Here is a 20597-nt window from a genome sequence, read left to right as displayed (position 1 = left end):
TATGCAAGGCACTGGCGTCATCGACCATTTCCTTGAGGTCTTCACCCGCTATATCGACGGCGGCTTCGGATTGCTCGGCGATGAGGTCGCGTTCATCGCCACGACGCTGATCGTCATCGACGTGACGCTCGCCGCCCTGTTCTGGTCATGGGGCGCCGATGACGACATCATTGCCCGGCTGGTCAAGAAGACGCTGTTCGTTGGCGTCTTCGCCTACATCATCGGCAACTGGAACAATCTCGCCCGCATCGTCTTCGAGAGTTTCGCGGGGCTCGGCCTGAAGGCGAGCGGCACCGGCTTCTCCGTCGCCGACCTGCTGCGCCCCGGCAAGGTGGCGCAAACCGGCCTCGACGCCGGCCGCCCGCTGCTTGATTCCATCTCCGACCTGATGGGCTGGGTCTCGTTCTTCGAGAATTTCATCCAGATTGCCTGCCTGCTCTTCGCCTGGGCGCTGATCCTGCTCGCCTTCTTCATCCTCGCCGTCCAGCTCTTCGTCACCCTGATCGAGTTCAAGCTGACAACACTCGCCGGCTTCGTCCTCATTCCCTTCGGCCTGTTCGGCAAGAGCGCCTTCATGGCGGAGCGGGTGCTGGGCAACATCATCTCGTCCGGCATCAAGGTTCTGGTGCTCGCCGTCATCATCGGCATCGGCTCGACGCTCTTCTCCGAATTCACCGCAGGTTTTGGCGGCGCCACGCCGACGATCGACGACGCGATGGCGATCGTGCTGGCCGCGCTGTCGCTGCTCGGCCTTGGCATCTTCGGCCCCGGCATCGCCAACGGACTCGTCTCTGGCGGCCCCCAGCTTGGGGCGGGAGCCGCGGTCGGAACCGGCCTGGCCGCTGGCGGCATGGTGATGGCGGGCGGCGCTGCCCTTGGGGCTGCCGCGGGCGGTGTAGGCGCTCTCGCCGGTGGCGCTGCCGCTGCCGCCCGTGGCGGGGCAGCGCTCGCCGGCGGTGCTTCGACGGCTTACAGCCTTGGCGCCGCCGGAGAATCCGGTGCATCCGCCGTAGCGTCCGGCCTTGGCAATGTCGCCAGCACGGGGGCACAGGCCGCCGTCTCGCCATTGAAGCGTGCCGCCGGCCGCGCGGCTGACAGCCTCAAGTCCAGCTATCAGTCGGGCGCACGCGCTGCGTTCGAGGTGTCGGGCGGCTCGTCCACTGCCGGCACCATCGGCGGCGAAACCGCAGAGGCCGGAGCGGCCCCCGCGTCCGCCGCGCCGCCTGACGGCCCGCCGTCCTGGGCCAGGCGCATGAAGCGTTCGCAGCAGCTTTCACATGGCGTTTCCGCTGCCGCACACGCCGTCAAGTCAGGCGACAGCCATGGCGGCGGCTCCTCGATCAACCTCTCCGAAAGTGACCGCTGATGTTCAAACGACCGTCCACCCATTACGGCAAATCCCCTGGTCCTGAGACGCCCTATCAACGTGCGGCACAGGTCTGGGACGACCGCATCGGTTCCGCCCGCGTGCAGGCTAGAAACTGGCGGTTCATGGCCTTCGGCTCGCTCGCTTTGTCGGCCGGTCTCTCTGCCGCGCTGGTGTGGCAATCGACGAGTGGCTCGATCGTTCCTTGGGTGGTGCAGGTGGACAAGCTCGGCCAGGCGCAGGCCGTCGCGCCTGCGACGGCCGACTATCAGCCGAACGACGCGCAGATCGCCTTCTACCTCGCGCGGTTCATCGAACAGGTTCGCTCGATCCCGGCCGATGTCATCATCGTGCGGCAGAACTGGCTGCGCGCCTATGACTTCACCACGCAGGGCGGCGCGCTGGCGCTCAACGACTATGCCCGCGCCAACGATCCCTTCGCCAAGGTCGGCAAGACGCAGATCGCGGTGGACGTGTCGAGCGTCATCCGCGCTTCGCCATCAAGCTTCCGCGTCGCCTGGAGCGAGCGCCGCTATCAGGACGGCACGCTCGCTTCCACCGAACGCTGGTCCGCCATCCTCACCGTCGCCGTGCAGCCACCACGCGATGCCGACACGCTGAGGAAGAACCCGCTCGGAATTTACATCAACGCCATCAACTGGTCGAAGGAGCTTGGACAATGACGCCAGCACTCCACAAAGCCGCCCCCTGGAGTGCAGGGCGTCCGGCTTTCCTCATCAACGCCATTCCGGCTTTCCGTAAATCCGGCTTGCCGCTTCTCCTGCTTTACACCTCGGCGCTCGCCGGATGCGCTGGCCACATGCCGCCGCCGGAAATCTCCTACGACGACGCCATGCCCGCCGTGCAGGCCGCCGATCCGCCCAAGCCGGTGCAGATCGTGGAGTTGCCGAAACCACTACCGCTTCCCGGACAGTTGAAGCCTGTCGGCAAGGATGCCAAGCCCGAGCCGGAAGCCGTCGATCCGACCGCGCGGGTCAACCAGGCCAATGCGGCCGCGCGCGTGCAGCCGGTACGCAACGGCTTCATCAATTCGATGCAGGTCTATCCCTTCGTCGATGGCGCCCTCTATCAGGTCTATGCCTCGCCGGGACAGATCACCGACATCGGCCTCCAGCCTGGCGAACAGCTCGTGGGTTCTGGCCCTGTCGCCGCCGGCGACACCGTGCGCTGGATCATCGGCGACACCGAGAGCGGGACGGGTGCGGCCAAGCAGGTCCATATCCTCGTCAAACCGACGCGCGCCGACCTCATGACGAATCTCGTCATCAATACCGACCGCCGCACCTATCATATGGAATTGCGCTCGACGCCCACGACCTACATGGCGTCGGTATCCTGGCAATATCCGCAAGACCAGCTCATCGCGCTGCGCCGTCAGAACCAACAGGCGGAGGCCACGCAGCCCGTTGCGAACGGCATCGATCTCGCCCGCGTCAACTTCCGCTATGAGGTGACAGGCGACCGTGCCCCGTGGCGACCGCTGCGCGCCTTTGATGACGGCAAGCAGATATTCATCGAGTTTCCGCGCGGGATCGGCCAGGGCGAGATGCCGCCTCTGTTTGTCGTCGGCCCGGAAGGTGACACCTCTGAACTCGTGAACTACCGCGTGCGCGGCAACTACATGATCGTCGATAGGCTCTTTGCCGCCGCCGAACTGCGTTTCGGAGCCGACAAGAATCAGAAGCGCGTCCGCATCTCCCGCACCGACGGGAGGCCCGCGTCGTGAGTGAGTTCGAGCCCGAGAAGGAGAAGGGGCCGGAAACGCACGCTGCTGCGCAGCCCGAAGCGTCGGGTGAAGACGATGCCCGGCCGCTGACCGGTGAGCCCGTCGCACCTATGCGGCTGCGCCCCGAGCCGCCGCGCGTCACCCGCCTGTCGCGCAAGGTGCTCGCCGGCCTTGGCCTTCTTGCCAGCGTCGGCATCGGCGGCGCGCTGATCGATGCGCTCCAGACCCGGAACGGCGGCAACCAGAGCCAGGAACTCTATTCGACCGACAGCCGCACAACGCCGGATGGGCTTGCCGGACTGCCGAAGGACTATAGCGGCGTGCCGAAGCTCGGCCCCCCGCTGCCAGGCGATCTCGGTCGTCCGATCCTCAATGCGCAGAATGCCGGGCAACCTGTCCCGACGCCGGGAATTGTTGCGACCGCGCCAACTGGCCCCAGCCCGGAGGAGCAACGGCGAGCGCAGGAACTGGAATCAGCAAGGACAGCACGTCTGTTTGCGTCCACCGAGACGCGACCCGCAAATTCCGGGACGATCGCACAACCCAACACCACGGCCCTGCCGCAGACCGATCTTGCCAGCCTGGGCCTTGCGCCACAGCCGGCGACACCTTCGGCGCAGGATCGTCAGCTCGCCTTCCTTAACCAAACGCCGGACAAGCGCACCGTCTCGCCTGATCGTGTCGCCGCGCCCGTTTCGCCGAACGTGCTTCAGGCCGGGGCGGTGATTTCCGCTGCGCTCATCACCGGCATTCGTTCCGATCTTCCCGGTCAGATTACCGCTCAGGTGACGGAAAACGTCTATGACAGCCCAACGGGGAAGATTCTGCTCGTGCCCCAGGGCACACGCATCATTGGGCAATATGACAACGGCGTCGGCTTCGGCCAACGGCGCATCCTGCTCGTCTGGAACCGGCTGATCTTTCCGAACGGGCGCAGCATTGTCATGGAACGCCAACCGGGCGCGGACTCCGAAGGCTACGCTGGCCTGGAAGACGGCGTCGACTATCACTGGGGCGAACTGTTCAAGGCCGCAGCACTCTCGACCCTGCTCAGCGTGGGCGCCGAAGCGGGATCGTCCGGCCAGGAGAGCGACATCTTGCGCGCACTCCGCCAGGGTGCATCCAACAGTGTCAGCCAGACCGGCCAGCAGATCGTCAGTCGTCAGCTCAATATCGCACCAACCCTGACAATCCGGCCGGGATTCCCCGTCCGTGTGATTGTCACCCGCGATCTTGTACTCGAATCCTATGGGAGCGTGCCATGACCAAGCTGAAACTCGGCCCGCTCGCGGACGATAAGCCGGTCAAGGTCACGTTGGATCTGCCGGCGGTGCTCCATCGCGACTTGGCTGCCTATGCCGAAATTCTTGGCCGAGAGAACAACCATCCACCAACCGATCCCGCGCGTTTGATCGTGCCGATGCTGCAACGGTTCATTGAGACGGATCGAGGCTTTGCAAGAGCGCGGCGGGCAATGGCGATCCCGAAACCGCAGGAGTAACGGTCACAGCGCCGCTTCGTGCCATCGATCGGGCCAGACTCAGGAGGCGGCGACAAGCAGGGTTATCATTGCGTGGCGACCAAATGGCACTGAATGGCAGCACCTCGTTGGCGATTGGCCGGTAGGCAATTCCAGGGATCTGCGCTCCTGTGGTCGCCTCGCTCGTGAGCGTTAGCCCACGGTCTACCGCAACCATGGACAGCAAGACGTCTCGCCCGACATATTGGGCGTGGACTTCGGGGTGACGGCCGAGGTCAGAAAGTCGCTGCACCAGATAGTCATGGATCTCCGGTCCTGGCGCCGCATCGCTGACAATGAAGCTCTCGGCGGCGAGTTCGTGCCAATGAAGCTCATCCCTGTCTGTCAGCGGATGTTCACTCGGCAGGACAACAAACACACGCTCCGACCAAAGCTGTTCCGTTTCGCAATCCGCCCATTCCGCCGTGCCGGTTATGAAGGCGACATCGAGCCGAAGCTGGCGCACGGCCGCCACATGCTCGGCAGGATTGCCGTCAATTAACTCCACCCGGACTCCCGCATGCTTCTTCGCGTAGGTCCGGAGCAATTCGAACAGGAAGCCGGACGCCAGGGACGTAAAAATGCCGACCTTTATACAACCGTCCTCAGAACGCCCGATGGCGGCGACATCCTTGGCGCCATCGTCGATATGTTGAAGAGCGATCCGTATTCGCCGGAGATAGCGTTTTCCTGCCAGCGTCAAATCTACGCCACCAGGATGACGTTGAAACAAGGAAGCACCGAGTTGGTCCTCAAGATCACGGATTCGCCTGCTGACAGAAGATTCCTGGACGTTGAGTGAAAATGCCGCCTTGCGAAAGCTGCCATGATCCGCAGCGGCCAGCAAATAGCGCAGATGACGAAGCTCAGCTCCATTCGATCGCTTCAAGGGAGGCGAATCCGGTTCTGCGTCCGCAGGTCAAAGTCGCTCGCGTCGTGGCGTTCATGAAGTTGTTCGGACAGTTCGCCGCTAACACGGTTGACCATTCGCCCGCGCTTCACGGCGGGGCGGCCGGCAATCGCCGCCACCCAACGCTGGACATTGACATATTCGTGGAGCGCCAGGAATTCCGCTGCATTCCCATAGAGCCGACCCAGTGCGACATTCCCGTACCAGCACCATGCCGCAATGTCTGCGATCGAATAGTCATCGCCTGCCAGATAGGGACTATCCGCCAGACGGTGATCAAGCACGTCGTATTGGCGCTTGGCCTCCATCGCAAAACGATCGATCGCATATTCGATCTTGGTCGGCGCATAGGCATAGAAATGGCCGAAGCCACCGCCGAGATAAGGCGCGCTGCCCATCTGCCAGAAGAGCCAGGACAAGGTCTCCGCGCGCTTGGCCGGATCGGTCGGCAGAAAGGCGCCGAACTTCTCGCCCAGATAGGTCAGGATTGCGCCAGATTCGAACACGCGGATCGGCGCGGCGCCTGAACGGTCAAGCAGGGCAGGGATTTTGGAGTTAGGATTGACCTTGACGAAGCCACTTCCGAACTGGTCCCCATCCTCAATGCGGATCGGCCAAGCGTCGTACTCGGCACCTTCGTGTCCTAGCGCGAGCAACTCCTCGAGAAGGATCGATACCTTCTGACCGTTCGGCGTGGCGAGCGAATAGAGTTGCAACGGGTGCTCGCCTATCGGCAGATCCTTATCGTGAGTGGCGCCCGCGATGGGCCGGTTGATCGAGGCGAACTGGCCGCCATTGGGCTTGTCCCAGACCCAGACCTTGGGTGCGGTATATTCTTGATGATCGGACATGTGACGCTCCTTCAAGAGATAAGCCCCAACGCTAAGTTGAGGGTGACGTGTCGGGAATCGTGATGCCGTCTAGCTCGCGGCGAGCGCGGTTGTCTTGGAGATCGCGCGCCGGAAGGCGGGGCGCGCGTCGAGCTCGGCAAACCAGCGTGCGAGATTGGGCGTCGCGTCGAAATTGACGCCAACGAACTCACGCTGCCACAGCCAGCCGAAATTAACGATGTCGGCGATGCTGAACTCGTCGCCGGCAACGAACTTCTGCTTCGCGAGCAGTGCGTCGAGCACACCCGTCACACGGTTGGCTTCGCCCAGGAAGCGCTCGATGGCGTGTGGGATGCGCTCCGGAGCGAATTTCTGGAAATAGCCCGCATTACCAAAGGCCGGACCCATGGCGGTGCCGTGAAAGAAGAGTTGCTCGAACACCCGGGCACGCGGGGCGCCGAACGCGGGCAGGAGCTTACCTGTCTTCTCGGCGAGATAGATCAGAATGGCGGCACTCTCGCTCAGAACGAGCGGGCCACCGCTGGCGTCATGATCGATCAGAACAGGCACCTTGGCGTTGGGGTTCAACGCGCGGAAGACCGGATCTTTCTGACCACCAGTGCGGATGTCGACCGAATGAAGGGTATAGTCGAGCCCCATCTCCTCGAGCGCGATGGGAACCTTGACTGAGTTGGGCGTGGCGAATGCATAGACGTCTATCATGGCAGGTGTCCTTGTCTGGCTAAGTGGAATTCAGTGGCTGGATGGCTTGACGGGGCTCGCGACCAGGAATGTCAGAGCACGCGCGACGAGCGGTTTGGCGATTTGGAGCGACAGGAGCATCGGCGCTGCGTAGGGATAGTTGGCCGCAGCGAACGCCGCGATCAGCGCCTCCGAATTATCGTAGAGCCGATGGGCCAAGGAGAGTGCGGCGCGTGCCATACTTCACCTATGCCACCTTGCGGCGCGCGAGCGCCGCAAGCGTCGCTGCGATGGTGGCGGGTTCGAGCCGATTACGATAATCGACGTCGACATAGGCGAAGGCGATGATGCCGTCGCGGTCGATCACATAAGTGGCGGGGAGCGGCAGCATCCAGCTGCCATCCCCGTTGCGGTCGGGCAAAGCTTGGCCAAATTTTGTAAAGATTGGCCGCAACTCTTTGGCGAGATCGAATGCGATCCCAAACGCTTTTGCCGTGGACGAGCCAGTGTCGCTGAGCACCGCGAACGCAAGATCGTTCTTCTCGGCGGTGCTCAAAGACTCATCCGGCGTTTGTGGCGAGACAGCGATGAGCGACGCTCCCAACGCAGTGAAGTCGGGTAGAGCCTTTTGCAGCGCACGCAGCTCGAGATTACAGTAAGGGCACCAGCCTCCGCGATAGAAGCTCAACACCACTGGGCCGTCCTTGATGGCTCCAGCGAGGCTCATGACGCCACCTGTACTGTTCGGCAGGGTGAAATGCGGAGCACGGTCGCCAGCTTTCAACGCTCGATCGAGGATACCCGTGGCACTGAGGTCAAGATCAGCTTGGGTCATGGCGGCGGCGATCTCGGCGGGCACTTGGCCCATGAAATCGGCGTGGAAGGCTCTTAATTCGGCGCGGAGTGACATGGAGTATTCCTCTGGCGAATGACGCAGATCTCGATGCTGTCGCATTCTCTCCGCTGCCCGTGCCGTAGGCTGGGCTCAGAAAGCTGCCCTCTCCAATTGCCAAACCTGATCTTCGGCACCCCTGAGCGCCGAAGATCCGATTGGAGCAAATTGTCGAGAGAAATCAGGCGACCTGCGAGTGCCCCAGTTGCTCAAGAACCGGGAAAATGGCCGAAGGCTCAGGGCGCCGGGTGTAGTCGGCATTCACCTCGGCGTAAGCGATCGTGCCATCCTGCGCGATGACATAACGAGCGGGCATCGGCAGGGTCCAGCTGTCCTCGCCGTTGAACTGCGTCAGGTCGGCACCGAGCGCCTTCTGGACCTCACGCAGATAGTCCGGCAAGGTCCAGCGCACGCCGAACTAAGCGGCGATTTCCCCGCCATGGTCGCCGAGGATCGGGAACCCCAGTCCGTTCTGCCGCTGCGATTTGCGGCTATTGGGCGCCGTCTGCTGCGAGATCGCAACCAGAGTCGCACCGCGCGCCTCAATTTCCGAGCGGGCTTCTTCCAGCGCGCTCAGGTCGAAGTTGCAAAACGGACACCAGGCGCCGCGATAGAATGTGACCACGAGCGGCCCATATTCGAGCAGCACCTTGGAAGAGACGGGATTGCCGTCGGGGTCGGGAAGTGTGAACTCCGGGGCGATGCTCCCGACTTTCAGTGCGCGATCCTGCGCGCCGGACGCGATCAGTTCGTCGGTGGAGCGATGAAGCACTTCGACTGCTGCCGGTGGCGCGAGGTTGTTATCGAATTCGTATTTCAGCGCATCGAGCTTGCCTTGCAGTGGCAGACCAGATTTCGCGATCGTGGCGAGGGTTTGCTGAAGGGTCATCGAACTTCTCCTAGTCGGTCCAGCAACATCGCTGGCGTGGAACCCAAATGAGCTATTCTGGGTTCTTGCAGAAGAAGGGCTGAAGCGATAAAATATATTCCTCAGTGGAATATATGGCGAGTCAAATGGATCGATTGCACACGATGGAAGTCTTTGTCCGCGTCGTTGAGACCGGCTCCTTCTCGGCGGCCGCTCGCGATTTACGGATTGGGCAACCGGCCGTGTCGAAATTGGTCGCGGCATTGGAGGATCGACTCCAGGTGCGGCTTCTCGTCCGTTCAACGCGCCAACTTCACCCCACCGAAGCCGGCCAAGCCTTTTATGAGCGCGCACGTCGCACCCTCGCGGAAGCAGATGAGGCTGAGACTGCTGCTCGCGGGTTGGGCAAGGGGCTCGATGGACGACTGCGCGTTTGTGCGTCCGTCACCTTCGCAAGATTGCACATTGTGCCAAGGATCGGCGCATTCCTGGACGCGCATCCCAATCTTCGCGTCGATTTCGTCATGGACGACCGCTACATCGATTTGCTGGGAGAGAATATCGACGTTGCCTTGCGTGCAGGCGAGCTACCGGATTCGAGCTTGACCACACGAAAACTTGCCACCTGCGACCGATATGTGGTGGCGAGCCCGGCATATCTCACGCGAATGGGCACACCGTCCGCTCCGAGTGATCTCCTCGACCACACCGCAATTGTCTACACACAGGGGCTGGTGGCGGAGGAATGGCGCTTTCGTCGCGCGACCGCAGATACGTCCGTGCGCATTCCCACCCGGCTCTCGTTCAGTGCGGCCGAGGGCGTTCGTGAAGCGGTGATTGCCGGTCTTGGCCTCGCGATCAGTTCGCGCTGGATGATGGAACCAGAGCTTGCGAGTGGGAGCGTTGTCCCGGTGCTTACCGACTGGAAGCTTCCGAGCGCCGATTTGTGGGCTCTCTATCCAAGCGGGAGACTGCCGACGGCGAAGGCGCGCGCCTTCGTCAACTGGTTCGCCGAGTGTTTCTCAACGAATTAGGCCTTAGGCTCAGGGTCCGAACGCGCAGAAGTGGTGGAGAACGGACCGGCAGCTTCCAAATAGGCTGGCCTGGATAACTACCGATTCTCGCGCTCTCAGATGCAATGAATCATGTCTCGTTCGGTATGCGCGCGATCACCTTGATCTCGAAGTCGAAGCCCGCAAGCCAGTTGACCCCAACCGCTGTCCAGCTGGGGTAAGGGGTGCGTTTAAATACTTCGTTCTTTACAGGCATGATGGTTTCGAACTGCTTCTCGGGATCGGTATGAAACGTCGTGACATCAATGATGTCATCGAACCCGCATCCTCCGGCGAGCAATGTGGCTTCCAGATTGGCAAAGGCCAAGCGAACCTGAGCTTCGAAATCGGGTTCGGGCGAACCGTCGTGGCGAGCGCCGACCTGACCCGACACGAACAGAAGATTGTCCGACCGCACAGCGGCGGAATAACCGTGAGCCTCGTAAAGAGCGTGTCGGTTGGCGGGAAACACTGCTTCAGGCTGGGTCATATTACCGTCCTTTTACTGTCGGGGTGAACGTGTCCAATCACGGCCTAGAACTTCTCCGACCACGGACGAACATCGATTTCGTGAGACCAGGCGCTGCGCGGCTGCCGATGCAGTTGCAGATAGGTTTCAGCGATCGCATCCGGCGCGAGCAGGGAATCCTCGCCGCGCTCATCGATAAGATGCCGATAGCGCTCGGACTCGATTTGTCCGTCAATGATCACGAAGCCGACGTGTATCCCTTGTTGTCCAAGCTCACGAGCCATGCTCTGGGCGAGCGCGCGCAAGCCGAACTTCGGAACGGCCAGATTGGCGAAGCCGGCGCTGCCGCGCAGTGCGGCCGTTGCGCCAGAGAAGATGATCGTCCCATGCCCTCGCTTGGCCATACGCCGCGCGGCCGCCTGCCCGACGAGCAAGCCTCCGAGGCAGCCGATGCGCCAGCATCGCTCAAAATCGGCCGGATCGATGTCGAGGACATTGGCCTTCTGGAAGGCGCCGGCATTGAACACGACGAGGTCTGGTTCTCCGAGATCGCGATCGACGCCGTCGAAGACACGGAGGACATCATCGCCACTTGAGACGTCAGCGGCATAAGGGCGAATGTCGTGACCACCTTCAGACTGGATCAGGGAATTGAGCTTCGTTTCGTCGCGAGCGATTGCTGCGACCTGCATGTTCTCTGTTGCGAAACGCCTTGCAAGGGCCCAGCCAAGACCGGGGCCTACACCGAAGACGATCGCCGTTTCGCGCGATGGCATGTTCAGATCACTCCATTCACTCGGAAGGCCGTTGAAAGACGTGGCGGATGGCCGGCACGTTGACCATGTTGCGGCGGCGAGCGCCGACGATCTCCCTGAAAACCTATTTCTTCCAGGACTTGCTGAGTAGTATCCGGAAGATCATCAGGTGCGAAACAAGCACGAGAGGTGCGTAGAACGTATAGACATACCAGAAGGTGGCCAGGTTGAAGCTCGGAACATTCAAGTTCAAGACGCCGCGCAGTCCGTTTAGTAGGTCCAGGAATCCCCAGGTGTTCGTCACCCACACCAAAGGAATGGCAACACGCCAATTGCTTCGCAGAGCAAAGATCGAAGCGAGGGCCAGCGCCGCCTCCAAGAGATCACCGTAAGCCGCAGCGGAAAGGAATTCGCTGGGCAGTTTCGGGTCAACCATGCCCGTAACTAATAACGTCATGCCCACATAGCGGGGCACATGCACAAATAGCAGTAGAGTAAGCGCGGAATTACGGGAAATTTTGAGTAGAGACGGCCAGACATACCACACCGAAACGAGCGTGCACACGAAAGCACTCGTAAGTATTTGCATCCAAAATATTGTAACATTGTCGATCGCGAGATGCATGCCCATGGCTGCCTCCATTCAAGTTTGTGGCAATCGAGTTGCCTTCACATAGCCAGTTCAGATTCTTTTATATTGGCGATAGGGCCAAGGATCGTTGGATCGAAGTCCTTGAGGATGCTTCGATCGGACAAACGCTTGGGTAAGTCTGGATTCGCCAACGCCCCACGGGCGATGGTGACAATATCGGCGCCGTCATCGAGCGCGGCCACCGCTTGCTCGATGTTATGCAGACCGCCATTGGCAAAGATCGCGGCTTTGGGGGCGTAGCGTTTTGCGAGGCGCATCAATGATGGACCTTCCGGCGCAAATGCTGGCTTCCACGCCTCAAATTCGGTCACATGGATGAAGTCCGCGCCGGCCTCCGCGAGACTACCGAAGATGATTTCTGCATCACGTTCTGCATCGGCCCACTTGTGATGGTAGTCGTTCACCTTCCCCTGAGAGATGCGGACGCCGACCGGCACCTTGGCTCCAACCTTCGCTCGCACCGCCTTGAAGGTTTCAAGAATCAATCGGACACGGTTCTCCGTGGGGCCTCCCCACCGATCCGCCCTGTCGTTGGCGTAGTCGGTCAAAAACTGGTCGAGAAGATACCCATTGGCGCCATGGATCTCGATTGCGTCAAACCCGGCGACCTCGATTGCGCGCCCTGCCGACTCAGCAAAGCCGTGGATAGCGTCTGCAATCTGCGCATCGGCAATCGCGACCGGCAAAGCGTAGCGGCCTTTGCCGTTATAGAACGCCATCTGTTCGCCCTTAGGCTGGATCGAAGACGGCCCCACCGTGGTGTCACGAAAGCGATTGCCCTGGCTGATTGCTCCGGCGTGCATGATCTGGGCGATGGCGAGCGCGCCGTGCGCCTTGATGCCGCTAACGACGGGCTTCCACGCATTGGCCTGCGCTTCGTCGGTCATGCCCGGCTGATTGGCATAGCCCTGTGAAAAAGCCTGATCAGTGTAAATGCCTTCGGTGCTGACCGCCCCGAATCCACCCCGCGCGAAACGCTCATAGTAGCGGGTCATCGTCTCGGTCGGCCGGCCGTCCTCGGTCGCAGTGACGCGCGTCATCGGCGCGACAGAAAGGCGATTCTTCACAGTATGGCCGTTTATAACGATTGGCGCGAAAAGCGCGCTAGTGTCGATGCCCATCGTCCATATCTCCAGAAGTATCAAATCGCGCGTTTTAGCCCACGAGCGCTGGGTAATTGCCTTCGCTGAGCCTAGATTTAGCTTTTGCGTGAGGGGTGCAGAAGATGGAGTGGACGATAAGGAGTATATCAATTATCGTTATAATATGGATCTCTCAGATGTAGCTCTATTTCGCACCATTGCGTCCGTCGGCAGTCTTTCGGCTGCGGCTCGACAGATGGGCACGACGCCGATGTTGGTCAGCCGCAGGTTGGCAGGCCTCGAAGCTGAGTTGGGCGCGCGGTTGTTCCATCGCACCACGCGATCCCTATCACTGACGCCGGAGGGAGAGGCTTTTTTGCCTCACGCAATCACGCTCATCGAAGCCCGCGATTCGGCGTTCGACTCGGTCTCGTCCGGTGGCTCCGGCCTCTCTGGCGTGTTGAAGATTACAGCGCCGAATGTCATCGGCCATTCCGTCGTTGTTCCTGTCGTGGCCGAGTTGATTGCTGACAATCCCGCGCTACAGGTCGATTTAACCCTGAGCGATGGTGTCATCGATATTGCGACGGCAGGATTGGATGTCGCCGTTCGCGTGGCGGTGATGAAGCCTTCGGACATGATAGCGACGAGGGTGGCCGACAATCCATTCACTTTAATCGCGTCGCCGGGTTACGTCGCACGCTTCGGACAGCCCGCCACGACAGACGACCTGGTCAGCCACCCATGTATTAAGCTTCATGCGATGGACAATTGGCCGTTCACGCGTGGCGGCGAAGTGCACAGAGTTCGGATTAGTGGTCCCTTCTCGGCCAGCACCGTCGATGCGGTGCGAGCAGCCTGCATCGCGGGCGTCGGCATCGCCATGTTGACCTACTGGGACGTTCACAAGCAGATCGCGCGCGGAGAATTGCAGCGCATCGTCCTCGCCGATGTCGAACCGCTGGAAGTTGGGATCTGGGCCGTTTTTCCAACCCGCACCCAAATGCCTGCCAGGGTGCGGGCCTTTATTGATGCGTTGCGAGATCGCTGCTTGCCGGCATCTTCCACTCTTCGATCGGAACAAGCGGGGCGTCATTGAAGTATTCCCGGGCGTTTTTAATAAATGCGCCGAGGTTGGTTGAGGCGATGCGGCGCGCTGGATAGATCGCGCTGACTGGAAGCTTTTCGGCGGTGAAACTGACTAGGAGCGGGACCAAGCGGCCAGCGAGCACGCTGTCCATCACCTGATAGGACAGGGTCCTGGAAATGCCGAGGCCCGCTTCTGCGGCTGCGATCGCAGCATCAGCGCTATTTACAGTCAATCGGGGCTCAACGCGAACCACCTTGCCGCTCGGCCCGAAGCGCCATTCGTTGGTCGCGTCGAGACTCTCGAAGGCAATAATGTCATGGGCCGATAGGTCATTCGGCGCCTTCGGCATTCCGCGACGCTCCACATATCTGCGGCTCGCCACCAGGACTCGGCTGACAGATCCGAGGCGGATTGCCTTCATGCTACTGTCGGCTAGGTCGCCAACGCGAACGGCAACGTCCACGGATTCCTCCGCCAGGTGGATGTTGCGATCCGACAATGTCAAATGGACGGTCAGGCTCGGATGTTTCGTCAAAATCCGCGTGATGATCGGCAACACATGCAGCCGACCAAACAGAATGGGCGCTGCGACTTTCAGTGCTCCCCGGGGCTCGGCGTCCTCGCCCCGGACACGTCGCTCGGCCCCCTCAATGTCCTCAAGCACTTGCCGGCAGCTATCCAGGAAAATCTCGCCACGATCGGTCAGACGGACCGAGCGCGTGGTGCGATTGAGAAGGATGAGCCCCAGCCAGTCCTCCAGGTCGGCGATCGAGCGGGTGACGACAGACGGCGAGAGGCGTAGCTGCCGCGCCGCCTCTGCGAAGCTGCCAACAGTGGCGACGGTGACGAACGCTCGCATGGTATCAAGACGGTCCATGCACTATTGCATAAATGACAATAATGACTTGTCAATAAACAAGATTATCGCGGATTGGAGATGGTCGTACATGCAACGGGACGCCGGCGCCGCCGGATCAGAACCCCTCTGGAGGATGCCATGTCCCGTATAACCGTTCCCGCCCGCGAAGCCGCTCCCGCCGCCTCCCAGCCCTTGCTGGACGCCGTGGAGAAACAATTGGGCGTCGTTCCCAACCTTTTCCGTCTCGTGGCCCTGAGCCCGGCCGCCCTGCAAGGCTTTCTCGGCTTCAATGGTGCCTTGAGCAAGGCACTGGATGTCAAGACGCGCGAGCGGATCGCCATCACCGTCGCCCAAGCCAATGGTTGCGACTACTGCCTCTCTGCCCATACATATCTCGGTCTGAACCTGGCGAAGATCGACAACACCGAGATCGCGCTGAACCGTCGTGGCGCATCGTCTGACCCCAAGGCCAATGCGGCCGTCGCGTTCGCCCGCAAGATCACCGAAAATCACGGACGCGCCGCCGAGGCCGATCTTCAGGCGGTTCGGGCTGCCGGCTACACCGACGCGCAGATCATCGAGATCATCGCCGTAGTGGCCGAAAACATCTACACCAACATGGTGAACATCGTCGCCGGTACGGAAATCGACTTCCCGGTCGTCCTTGCCTCCGAAGCGGCCTGAAGTAACTGGCTGTCGGCGGCAGATGACCGCCGACAGCAGCCTCTTGGAATGAGGTCTCAGTCATGGCTTACGGATTTCTCGACATCCTCTCGACGCCTGGCGTGCGTGCCGCACAGGCCGCCAACGGCAGCCTTGAGATGTGGGAGGACTTCAGCGGCCATCGTGCTTTCGACCGCTTTACTGCCGCTGAGGCGGCCTTCGTGCAGGTGCGTGACAGCTTCTATATAGCCACGGTTTCGGAATCGGGATGGCCGTATATTCAGCACCGCGGCGGCCCTGCTGGCTTCCTGAAGGTCCTGGACGAAAGGACGCTTGGGTTCGCCGATTTCCGTGGGAACCGCCAGTACATCAGCCTTGGCAATGTGGCCTCGAACGACCGCGCCGCCCTATTCCTGATGGACTATCCCAACCGCAAGCGCCTGAAGATTCTGGCGCACATGAGCGTCCGAGATCTCGCCGCTGAACCTGATCTCGCCGAGCGTCTGTCGTCGCCCGGCTACAAGGGGCGGCCTGAACGGGCCTTTATCCTCGAGCTTGAGACGTTCGATTGGAACTGTCCCCAGCACATCACACCGCGCTTCACCGCCGCAGAGGTTGCTGTCGCGTCGTCTGGTCTTCACGCGCGCCTCGCAGAAGCGGAAGCCGAACTGAAAATTCTTCGCGAGCAAGTCGCTCGCGCGCAAAACCAGGAGATCAACCCGTGAACACGCTTAGCGAAGCTCGTCCCCCTGTGCCGCCATTTACCCGTGAATCCGCCATCGAAAAGATCAGGAAGGCGGAAGATGCCTGGAACAGCCGCGATCCGGAACGGGTGTCGCTTGCCTATACCGTGGATAGTCGATGGCGTAATCGCAGCGAGTTTCTCCAAGGGCGCCCGGCCATCGTCTCGTTCTTGCAGCGCAAATGGGCGCACGAGAGTGACTACCGGCTGATCAAGGAACTCTGGGCGTTCACAGAAAATCGCATCGCCGTCCGCTTCGCCTATGAATGGCACGACCTGACGGGGTCCTGGTTCAGATCCTACGGCAACGAGAATTGGGCCTTCGACGCCCACGGCCTGATGCGAGAGCGGCACGCCAGCATAAACGACGTCGCGATCGGCGTCGCAGATCGGAAGTTTCACTGGGATCGGTCCGGGTCGCGCCCGGTCGCACACCCGGGCTTGACAGAGTTGGGACTCTGAAAGCTACAAACGCCTGTCAGACACCCGACTTCCGCCGAAACATGACGGCGCCAACCCTGGCTGCTTTAAACGGCGATCTTCCTGCGCAGCTCACCGATCAAAGCCCAACGCAGTCGCCATCACACCGCTGGTTGGCGCCGTATTGTGGTTCCCTTGCTGCACATTCATGGCCGCTCGTTTCCTCCTCTTTTCTTGCCGAAAGCATTCTGCGTTTTGCCGTAGAGTCAGCCGATGTGCTGGCCTTCGACGTCGGCGCGGATCTTGATGCCGAGACCTTCCTCGGCGGTCCTGAGGTCGAGATAATCGCGCCAGAAAGCAATCTTGCCGTCGCGCATTTCCATGACGCCGGTCACCGGCAAGGGGACGGTCGGTTCGTTCGGGCCAGTCTGCGTCAGATAGTCGATCCGCTCGGTAAAGATAACCGAGCCCGTGGTGGCGATGTGCGCCGTCTCGATCCGCACGCCGAACGCCGAAAATATGCGTTCGATATAGGCGCGAATGGCGTCCAGCCCGACGCGCGGGGGTAGCGGCATGTCCTTATAGGTCGCGTCCTGTGTGAAGCTGGCGATCAGCCCATCGACATCCTGCTTATCCCACAGGTCGAGGAAGGCGAGCACGAAGCGTTCGTCGTCAGTCTTGCCGTCGGCGGGGGTGAGGATCATCGGATGGCTCCCGTGGGGGGATGGAAGGGGCTTGCGGAGATCGAATAGGCAGGCGAGGACGGGTGTTCAGATATGTTCGCGCACGCCATCGAGGAATTCGATCAGCGCGGCGGTCACTTCGGTGGGGCGCTCCTGCTGGATCCAGTGGCCGGCGCCGGGCAGGATGCGCTCCATGCGCAGATCGTCGAGCAAGGCACGCTGACCCTCGACGACGCCATCGAACATGGCGAGTACGATCTCCTTGTCGCCGCAGAGGAATCCCGCCGGCTGGTGGATGCGCTGGTCGCCATAGGCCTTGGATTGCGCCTCGTTGACGTCCCAGTTGCGATACCAGCTCAGCGGCCCGAAAAAGCCGCCTTTTGCGAATTGCGTGGTATAGGCATCGAGTTCGGCGTCGGTCATGAAGGACAGCGGCCCGGGCGGCGGCACCGCCAGCCCGTCGAGCAGCGCCGCGGTGATCGGGCGCGGTTTCAGCCACTCGCCAAACGGCACATCGCCCGACAATGCATAGAAGATCCGCTTCAGCGCCTCGCGCGGGTCGCGCTCCAGTTCGGCCTCGCCCACGCCGATCGGCTGGAAATAGCGCATGTAGTAAAAGCGGTTGGGATAGACCGCGTCGAACCAGTCGTTCGCGCTGATCTCGGCCGCCAGCCTGTGCGGCACGCTCAGCGAGAAAACCGCCGCCACCGCATCGGGGAAGCGCTGGGCACAGCGCCACGCGACCGGCGATCCCCAGTCGTGGCCGACCGCCACCCAGCGCGCCGCGCCCAGATCGCGCGCGATCGCCGCCATGTCGTCGGCCATGCTGTCGATGTCATAGGCCGAGGCATCGGCGGGCTTGGACGAGCCGCCATAGCCGCGCATGTCGGGCACCGCGACGCGATAGCCGGCGCGCGCCAGCGGCGCGATCTGGTGCCGGTACGACAGGCCCAGTTCCGGCCAGCCATGCATCAGGATGACCAGCGGCCCCTCGCCGGCGACGGTCACCGACAGCGTGATGTCGCCCGACTTTATCGTTTGCGTCATGAAAGCCTCGTTTGCCGGCAGGGAAGACAACAGGGACGGGAGGGAACTTCATACCCGGCGCCGGGAAGTTCCATCAGTCCAGTTAATTGGTCAGAGAGATTTCGAGGGGGGCATTAGCCGATACCCGAGGCTGTGACCGTCGCGGTGGAGGTCATCGCCGGGAGCGGTCGCGAGTCCTCAAGGGCAGCCGTGCGGTGCATGACGCCGATGCGCCGGGTAGGACGGACGATGTCGAGCGGCGGCGCCCGTCCTGGTCCCTCGCAGCCCCCACAGAAAGCCCAGGATTGGTATCCGAGTTGCTTTCGGATTTCCGGTGAGAACGACATCATCACCGAGTCGTCGATCGACAGAAACGGATTTTCCAACTGTCGTATGAACGGGCGGCAATAATAGGCGAACAAGGCGTGGCGAGCCTGGTCGGAAGTGCAGTTGCTCCCGGCACCATGCAGCAGACGGCCATCAAAGACCATGCAGGTTCCGGCAGGTGCCTGCGAAGCAATGGTCCCGGGGGCATTAACCGATGCTGGCTCCAAGCCCTGATAGGCGGCTGCGACCGCTTCGGCAGACCACCGATGACTCCCTGGGATGACGCGCGTGCCGCCATTCTCTTCGGTAAAATCGTCAAGCATCCAAACGGCGTTGCAGACGAGCGCCATTGGCGTCGGAGCGCCGATGTACATCTGGTCCAAGTGCAACCCTTGAGCAAGCGAGCCAGGTTTCGTGCTGTGCGAGTTGAACGCCGAAAGCAGGAACGACTCTCCGAGCGAATGTTCGATGACCTTATCGACCAGTGGATGCAGGAGCAACCGGCTGAACACCTCACCCTTGTTCAGAAGATTATAAACCGCCTCTGTCCCATAGGGGCGATCTTGCACACCGTCCAAACCCTGCTCGCCGATGAACTGCTCGATGACCCGCTCTTTCAGGGAACGAATGAGGTCTGGCCCAGCCGCGTCTGCGACAAAGCAGTAGCCGTGGGCATCGTAATCGGCGCGAAGCGTTTCCCAGTCTTGGCTCGGCGCGGGCAGTGGCCTCCCTTGCTCGACGACAGGCTGCTCAAGATAGCGCCAGACACGTTTTGTTTCATCGACTTCGGCGAATAACCTCGCTGTTTCGGCTGTCGAGTTCCTGGTCATTGCCAATCCTCCTGTTTGTTTTTATTCGGCGGGTTCGATCCGCGAGCCGTTCTGTCACCGATTCCGCTTTCTATCGGATCAGAAAAATCACACGTCGCGGTAAGCATTGCCTCTTGAAAGCAGAACGGGATCGTAACCGGAAAGATTGAACGGAAATGGATGGTTCAATCCCAACAGGTCGTGAAATTTGGGATCGTTACGGGCCAGAGCCTCGGGCGAAATCTTTTCGCGATAGCTTTCATGCGGAAAGAAATAGCTCCGGCAATAGACGGCGATCAGCTGCATTCTTAGCCCGGCGTTTTTTCGGGCGAGTGAGCCATGCCATGTGTTGCCGTGCCAAATTATCAGAGAGCCGGGTGGCGCAACGACAGGTACCAGCTTTGAGGTATCGGCAACCTCCGAGCTAACCGGACGACGGCAGAATTTGTGGCTGCCTGGCCAGAAGCAGGTCGAGCCATCCTCGACCGAATAATTTGTCAGCGTCCAGGTCGCATTGGCAACCTGGGCGTAGGCCGGGTACTGTGACGGTGCGAGGAGCATGTCGGTGTGAAGGTCGAGAGCCGGTGAACCCGGCCCGCGTAACATACCCGACAGACTGCTCAGCAGGATGTTCTCACCCAGCAAATAGGTGATCAAGGTCAGTGGCACCTCATGCATGATTGCCTCTTCGAAGACCGGGTCCTCGAGCAAGACGTAAAACATCTGCTCTCCCGTCGACTGATTGGTCATGCTGTGGGTTGTGCCGCCTTCGAAATCGGGTTCCACCCCGTTTCGTCTTTCCGAAGCACGCAAAAGCGCGCCTCGGATGCGCTCCGTCAGACCTCGATCATTGAATTCATGGGGCCGAACCACCGTGTAGCCATCGGTGACGAGTTCCGCCACCTTTGATTCAAGGCCCAGCTGACGGATCTTTGTAAATGGATGGGGGTGAACAGATTGTAGTGCCGTATCGAAGACGGCGTTCGCTGTATCGTGATCGAAACTTTGCCTATTCTTGGTTCGCATGATTTCCTCCCGATCGCGGAACGACCATGATACCTGTAATGATCATTTCCCACTGCGGCGCTATTACACACCCATGATTGAGCCGCGCGTTTTCGACTTGTTGTAACG

Annotated in this window: 26 protein-coding genes; 10 read left to right on the top strand and 16 right to left on the bottom strand. The window is 60.9% G+C overall.

Going from position 1 to position 20597, the window contains the following annotated elements; genetic code table 11:
* Window position 1 precedes the first annotated feature (1 nt).
* The 5 genes from trbL to Sj15T_RS06445 all read left to right on the top strand — a co-directional run bounded on the left by trbL (window position 2) and on the right by Sj15T_RS06445 (window position 4614).
* Window positions 2–1366: a P-type conjugative transfer protein TrbL gene (gene trbL, locus Sj15T_RS06465; RefSeq protein ID WP_013040290.1), complete on the top strand. Its 1365-nt coding sequence runs from the start codon at window positions 2–4 to the stop codon at window positions 1364–1366.
* Window positions 1366–2049 (top strand): conjugal transfer protein TrbF, encoded by a 684-nt coding sequence (gene trbF / locus Sj15T_RS06460; RefSeq protein WP_013040289.1) that lies wholly within the window; start codon window positions 1366–1368, stop codon window positions 2047–2049. Before trbL ends, trbF begins: the two co-directional genes overlap by 1 nt.
* Window positions 2046–3113 (top strand): P-type conjugative transfer protein TrbG, encoded by a 1068-nt coding sequence (gene trbG / locus Sj15T_RS06455; protein ID WP_013040288.1) that lies wholly within the window; start codon window positions 2046–2048, stop codon window positions 3111–3113. Before trbF ends, trbG begins: the two co-directional genes overlap by 4 nt.
* A gap of 110 nt (window positions 3114–3223) precedes the next feature.
* Complete coding sequence (locus tag Sj15T_RS06450) at window positions 3224–4378, top strand: TrbI/VirB10 family protein (RefSeq protein WP_081440649.1); 1155 nt, start codon at window positions 3224–3226, stop codon at window positions 4376–4378.
* Window positions 4375–4614 (top strand): DUF2274 domain-containing protein, encoded by a 240-nt coding sequence (locus tag Sj15T_RS06445; RefSeq protein WP_013040286.1) that lies wholly within the window; start codon window positions 4375–4377, stop codon window positions 4612–4614. The genes Sj15T_RS06450 and Sj15T_RS06445 overlap by 4 nt, the downstream gene beginning before the upstream one ends.
* On the opposite strand, the gene Sj15T_RS06440 is transcribed toward Sj15T_RS06445, so the two are convergent.
* From Sj15T_RS06440 to Sj15T_RS06410, 7 genes are all read right to left on the bottom strand, one after another.
* Complete coding sequence (locus Sj15T_RS06440; RefSeq protein WP_013040285.1) at window positions 4547–5521, bottom strand: LysR family transcriptional regulator; 975 nt, start codon at window positions 5519–5521, stop codon at window positions 4547–4549. The two genes, Sj15T_RS06445 and Sj15T_RS06440, sit on opposite strands and share 68 nt — an antisense overlap.
* Entirely contained in the window at window positions 5518–6393 is an 876-nt protein-coding gene (gene yghU, locus Sj15T_RS06435) for a glutathione-dependent disulfide-bond oxidoreductase (RefSeq protein WP_013040284.1), read from the bottom strand. The genes Sj15T_RS06440 and yghU overlap by 4 nt, the downstream gene beginning before the upstream one ends.
* 69 nt (window positions 6394–6462) lie before the next feature.
* A complete protein-coding gene (locus tag Sj15T_RS06430; protein WP_013040283.1) occupies window positions 6463–7095 on the bottom strand; it encodes a glutathione binding-like protein in 633 nt (210 codons plus the stop codon).
* Window positions 7096–7125: 30 nt separating this feature from the next.
* Window positions 7126–7314 (bottom strand): hypothetical protein, encoded by a 189-nt coding sequence (locus Sj15T_RS06425; protein WP_013040282.1) that lies wholly within the window; start codon window positions 7312–7314, stop codon window positions 7126–7128.
* A 7-nt stretch (window positions 7315–7321) separates the two neighbouring features.
* Window positions 7322–7984, bottom strand: a complete 663-nt coding sequence (locus Sj15T_RS06420; protein WP_013040281.1) for a peroxiredoxin-like family protein — start codon at window positions 7982–7984, stop codon at window positions 7322–7324.
* A gap of 163 nt (window positions 7985–8147) precedes the next feature.
* Entirely contained in the window at window positions 8148–8366 is a 219-nt protein-coding gene (locus tag Sj15T_RS06415) for a hypothetical protein (protein ID WP_253720641.1), read from the bottom strand.
* An 18-nt stretch (window positions 8367–8384) separates the two neighbouring features.
* A complete protein-coding gene (locus Sj15T_RS06410) occupies window positions 8385–8855 on the bottom strand; it encodes a peroxiredoxin-like family protein (protein WP_013040279.1) in 471 nt (156 codons plus the stop codon).
* Between the two features lie 125 nt (window positions 8856–8980).
* On the opposite strand from Sj15T_RS06410, the gene Sj15T_RS06405 reads away from it, so the two are divergent.
* Complete coding sequence (locus tag Sj15T_RS06405) at window positions 8981–9868, top strand: LysR family transcriptional regulator (protein WP_193377917.1); 888 nt, start codon at window positions 8981–8983, stop codon at window positions 9866–9868.
* A 109-nt stretch (window positions 9869–9977) separates the two neighbouring features.
* On the opposite strand, the gene Sj15T_RS06400 is transcribed toward Sj15T_RS06405, so the two are convergent.
* The 4 genes from Sj15T_RS06400 to Sj15T_RS06385 form a co-directional block, all read right to left on the bottom strand.
* Window positions 9978–10376 carry a RidA family protein gene (locus Sj15T_RS06400; RefSeq protein WP_013040277.1) on the bottom strand — a complete coding sequence of 133 codons (399 nt, stop codon included), beginning with the start codon at window positions 10374–10376 and terminating at the stop codon, window positions 9978–9980.
* Between the two features lie 44 nt (window positions 10377–10420).
* Window positions 10421–11131 carry an SDR family NAD(P)-dependent oxidoreductase gene (locus Sj15T_RS06395; protein ID WP_013040276.1) on the bottom strand — a complete coding sequence of 237 codons (711 nt, stop codon included), beginning with the start codon at window positions 11129–11131 and terminating at the stop codon, window positions 10421–10423.
* A gap of 103 nt (window positions 11132–11234) precedes the next feature.
* Window positions 11235–11741 (bottom strand): hypothetical protein, encoded by a 507-nt coding sequence (locus tag Sj15T_RS06390; protein WP_070108717.1) that lies wholly within the window; start codon window positions 11739–11741, stop codon window positions 11235–11237.
* 38 nt (window positions 11742–11779) lie between these two features.
* Complete coding sequence (locus tag Sj15T_RS06385) at window positions 11780–12883, bottom strand: NADH:flavin oxidoreductase (RefSeq protein WP_013040274.1); 1104 nt, start codon at window positions 12881–12883, stop codon at window positions 11780–11782.
* Between the two features lie 109 nt (window positions 12884–12992).
* Between Sj15T_RS06385 and Sj15T_RS06380 the strand changes: the two genes are divergently transcribed.
* A complete protein-coding gene (locus tag Sj15T_RS06380; RefSeq protein WP_253720640.1) occupies window positions 12993–13943 on the top strand; it encodes a LysR family transcriptional regulator in 951 nt (316 codons plus the stop codon).
* Here the strand turns inward: Sj15T_RS06380 and Sj15T_RS06375 are convergent.
* On the bottom strand, window positions 13870–14811 hold the full coding sequence (locus Sj15T_RS06375; RefSeq protein WP_013040272.1) for a LysR family transcriptional regulator: 942 nt from the start codon (window positions 14809–14811) through the stop codon (window positions 13870–13872). The genes Sj15T_RS06380 and Sj15T_RS06375 overlap by 74 nt on opposite strands.
* A 120-nt stretch (window positions 14812–14931) precedes the next feature.
* On the opposite strand from Sj15T_RS06375, the gene Sj15T_RS06370 reads away from it, so the two are divergent.
* From Sj15T_RS06370 to Sj15T_RS06360, 3 genes are all read left to right on the top strand, one after another.
* The gene (locus Sj15T_RS06370) at window positions 14932–15477 is read left to right on the top strand and encodes a peroxidase-related enzyme (RefSeq protein ID WP_013040271.1); all 546 of its coding nucleotides are present in this window, start codon (window positions 14932–14934) and stop codon (window positions 15475–15477) included.
* Window positions 15478–15539: 62 nt separating this feature from the next.
* On the top strand, window positions 15540–16181 hold the full coding sequence (locus Sj15T_RS06365; RefSeq protein ID WP_013040270.1) for a pyridoxamine 5'-phosphate oxidase family protein: 642 nt from the start codon (window positions 15540–15542) through the stop codon (window positions 16179–16181).
* Window positions 16178–16660, top strand: a complete 483-nt coding sequence (locus Sj15T_RS06360) for a nuclear transport factor 2 family protein (protein WP_041385916.1) — start codon at window positions 16178–16180, stop codon at window positions 16658–16660. The genes Sj15T_RS06365 and Sj15T_RS06360 overlap by 4 nt, the downstream gene beginning before the upstream one ends.
* Before the next feature lie 224 nt (window positions 16661–16884).
* Here Sj15T_RS06360 and Sj15T_RS06355 read toward each other — a convergent pair whose 3' ends face one another.
* From Sj15T_RS06355 to Sj15T_RS06340, 4 genes are all read right to left on the bottom strand, one after another.
* Window positions 16885–17322, bottom strand: coding sequence for a nuclear transport factor 2 family protein (locus Sj15T_RS06355; protein ID WP_013040268.1), 438 nt, complete (start codon window positions 17320–17322; stop codon window positions 16885–16887).
* Between the two features lie 66 nt (window positions 17323–17388).
* Entirely contained in the window at window positions 17389–18348 is a 960-nt protein-coding gene (locus Sj15T_RS06350) for an alpha/beta hydrolase (protein ID WP_013040267.1), read from the bottom strand.
* A gap of 113 nt (window positions 18349–18461) precedes the next feature.
* Window positions 18462–19484: a phytanoyl-CoA dioxygenase family protein gene (locus tag Sj15T_RS06345; RefSeq protein ID WP_013040266.1), complete on the bottom strand. Its 1023-nt coding sequence runs from the start codon at window positions 19482–19484 to the stop codon at window positions 18462–18464.
* A gap of 87 nt (window positions 19485–19571) precedes the next feature.
* On the bottom strand, window positions 19572–20489 hold the full coding sequence (locus tag Sj15T_RS06340) for a phytanoyl-CoA dioxygenase family protein (RefSeq protein WP_013040265.1): 918 nt from the start codon (window positions 20487–20489) through the stop codon (window positions 19572–19574).
* Window positions 20490–20597 lie beyond the last annotated feature (108 nt).

It is taken from the genome of Sphingobium sp. TA15, from assembly GCF_037101235.1.
Lineage (GTDB): Bacteria > Pseudomonadota > Alphaproteobacteria > Sphingomonadales > Sphingomonadaceae > Sphingobium > Sphingobium indicum.
Note: the sequence above shows the minus strand (reverse complement) of the source record. Positions and strands in the feature narration are given on the sequence as shown.